Genomic DNA, 2,876 nt, shown 5'->3' with positions numbered 1-2,876 from the left:
CCTGGGGAGMGCCGGGCCCCGGCTCCGGGGCGCCCGGCGTCTCCGGCCGGGGGCGGCTCCACCATTTCGCCTTCGTGGGCTTGCCCTCGTCCATGCTCTCCCCACCACTGGCCCGCGGCGCACGCCGACACGAATCTCAACTCCGCGCCCGCCAAGTCCCCCCGGCGGGCACGGCCCACCGAGATTCAACCAGGTTCTCCCGCATGAGCGCAGGGCACCGCCGCGTCAGCGGAGCGTGGGCGCCCTTCCTGACGGGTCCGCACCCGGGACCGCCGCGGTCGTGTCCGGCGCATGGACGCCGCCCGCCTGCACGGACTCGGCCTGCGGCGACGCCGCGACGCCGGGCGGCGTGGGCGGGGTCGCTCCGCTGGGGCCCGGCTCCGGCGGGCGTATCAACGGGGAGAGCGTGGCGGCGCCCGCGAGGAGCGGTGCCGTCACCGCATACGCCGTCGCGCGTGAGCGCAGGGGCTGCGCGGGCGCCCCGGGCAGCAGCGGACCCGTCACCTCGACGGGCGCGGCGGGCGCCGCGAGGACACCGGGGCTCCTGCCCTGTGCCGACAGCGGATTACCGGCCCCTCGGCGCCGCACGGAGTCGGGGGTCACGGAGGCACCCGCGCCCTGCGAACGCTGCGGGGTCACATTGCTGTTCGCCTTGGAGCCGCCGGCCCTGGGGTCAGCGGTGTCGGCCGGGGCACCCGCCGTGACGCCGCCGAGCGCGATCGCGGCCATCGACACCGCACCCGCCGCGGCGAACGCGAAGCGGCGTCCGCGCCAGAGCGAGCGGTCGCCCTCGTGCCGGGTGACGTCATGGATGCGGAAGCCCCGCCCCTCACCGGGCAGCACCGTCGCATGGGCGCCCGAGGGCACATACCCCGCGAAGGATTCGGTGCTCGCCCCGAAGAGACCGCTCCTCGGCAGTCCGGCGGAGCTGGAACCGGTGGCGAAACCCTCTCCGTCACCCGGAGGTCTGGTCCCGTCGGGCGGCTCGCTGCCGCCCGCGGGCAGGCCCTGGAGACGGGCCAGGAAGCTCTCGCTCGGCGGCGGCGGCGCCGCCTGCGCGAAGACGCTCTTCAGGCGACGCTGCGCGTCCGCCTCGGTCTTGCACATCGGACAGGTCGCCAGATGCGCGAGGACGCGCTCGCGCGCGTCATGACCCAACTCACCGTCCACGAGGGCGGCGAGCCGGTCTCCCAGATGCTGCTCCGCGTCGGCCGGCGGCCGCTCCGCGGGATTTGCCCGTGATCCACTCACGCGGTCGCGCCCCCTCCTCCCAGCGCCACGGCTCCGGGGGCCCCCACTGCCTGGAGGGCAGGGGTGTCCGCACCGAGGGCACGGCGCTCCGCGCGGGCCTCGGGAGAGCGGTGCTGGAGGGCCTTGCGCAGCTGGGAACGGCCCCGGTGAATACGGCTGCGGACCGTGCCGAGCTTGACGCCGAGGGTCGCGGCGATCTCTTCGTACGACAATCCCTCGATGTCGCAGAGGACCACGGCGGCGCGGAACTCGGGCGCGAGGGTGTCGAGCGCCTGCTGGACGTCGGCGTCGAAGTGCGTGTCGTTGAACACCTGCTGCGGCGACGGCTCGCGGCTGGGGAGGCGCTCCGCCGCGTCGTCCCCGAGGGCGTCGAAGCGGATGCGCTGCTTGCGGCGCACCATGTCCAGGAAGAGGTTCGTGGTGATGCGGTGCAGCCAGCCCTCGAACGTGCCGGGGGTGTAGGTCGACAGGGACCGGAAGACACGGACGAAGACCTCCTGGGTGAGGTCCTCGGCGTCGTGCTGATTGCCGGTCAGGCGATACGCCAGGCGGTATACGCGGCCGCTGTGCGTGCTGACGATCTCCTCCCAGGTGGGCGGAGTCCACGCCTGCGATTCCGCGTCAGCGGCAAAGGTCGCGGTCTGAGCGGAGTCGTTGGCACGGATGCGGTCAGCGGTGTCGGTCACGGATTTCGGCTCACCCGCCAATCCGAGAAAGCGCCGAAGCACTCCTCCCCGATCCGCGGACGCAGCCGCACCTCCCCTGTCGGCTCTGGTGGTGTCCAGTGGAGCCCCTACCATAACCACCTCGCCCGTTAGCTCCGGATAAGCGTTTTTACGTGAATTTGGTACGGGCTTCGCTGCGGTTGTCCTGCCGCTTCGAGGCGCCCGCTTCAAGTCTTGATCCATCCGTGACCCCCGCTGTCCTCACACCCCCTATAAACGCCCGGCCTCATCTGCGGGTTCCCGGCACCAACGGATACAGTCACGGCCAGGCAACCACGGGGACAGGAGAGGGCCATTACCGGCAACCGGCAGACGAGCTGGGCGTTCGCCGACGCCTTTGTCGCCGAGGACGAGGCGCTGCGCTGGGCCCGGGACCGGGCCCGGGAGGCAGGGCTGCCCTCGGTGTCGCCCGGCACCGGCGCCGCGCTGCGGATGCTCGCCGCCACGGTTGACGCGAAAGCGGTGGCCGAAATCGGTACCGGTACCGGGGTGTCGGGCATCCATCTGCTGCACGGCATGCGGCCGGACGGGGTCCTCACCACGGTCGATCCCGAGCCGGAGCGTCAGGCGTTCGCCCGCCAGGCCTTCCGGGAGGCCGGCTTCGCGGGCAATCGGGCGCGGTTCATTCCGGGGCGGGCGCTGGATGTTCTGCCGCGGCTCGCCGACGGCGGCTACGACCTGGTGTTCTGCGACGGGGACCGCATGGAGTCCCTCGATTACCTCGCTGAATCGTTGCGCCTGCTGCGGCCGGGTGGGCTCGTCTGCTTCGAGGGGGCCTTCGCGGACGGGCGGACCGTGGATTCCGGGCCGCAGCCGGTCGAGGTTCTCTGCCTGCGGGATCTTCTGCGGACGGTGCGGGAGAGTGCGGAGCTTGTGCCGTCGTTGTTGCCGGTGGGGGAT

Annotated in this window: 3 protein-coding genes; 1 reads left to right on the top strand and 2 read right to left on the bottom strand. The window is 72.6% G+C overall.

Annotated elements, in window-relative coordinates; translation table 11 throughout:
• Positions 1-225: 225 nt before the first annotated feature.
• Both AB8Z36_RS35450 and sigE read right to left on the bottom strand, forming a co-directional pair.
• The gene (locus AB8Z36_RS35450) at positions 226-1,251 is read right to left on the bottom strand and encodes a zf-HC2 domain-containing protein (RefSeq protein ID WP_369217499.1); all 1,026 of its coding nucleotides are present in this window, start codon (positions 1,249-1,251) and stop codon (positions 226-228) included.
• Positions 1,248-2,051 (bottom strand): RNA polymerase sigma factor SigE, encoded by an 804-nt coding sequence (gene sigE, locus AB8Z36_RS35445; protein WP_232626827.1) that lies wholly within the window; start codon positions 2,049-2,051, stop codon positions 1,248-1,250. The genes AB8Z36_RS35450 and sigE overlap by 4 nt, the downstream gene beginning before the upstream one ends.
• Before the next feature lie 153 nt (positions 2,052-2,204).
• Here sigE and AB8Z36_RS35440 point away from each other — a divergent pair.
• Positions 2,205-2,876 (top strand): O-methyltransferase (locus AB8Z36_RS35440; protein ID WP_369217500.1); only part of this gene is annotated, 672 nt, incomplete at its 3' end.

Source organism: Streptomyces flavofungini, from assembly GCF_041028215.1.
In the GTDB taxonomy this organism is placed as follows: Bacteria; Actinomycetota; Actinomycetes; order Streptomycetales; family Streptomycetaceae; genus Streptomyces; species Streptomyces flavofungini_B.
The sequence above is the reverse complement of the archived record's forward strand: the minus strand, read 5'-3'. Positions and strand labels throughout refer to the sequence as shown.

What these genes read in the sequence shown, in the direction of transcription:
- sigE (WP_232626827.1), bottom strand. Translation starts at nt 2,051, where the DNA reads ATGGTAGGGGCTCCACTGGACACCACCAGAGCCGACAGGGGAGGTGCG.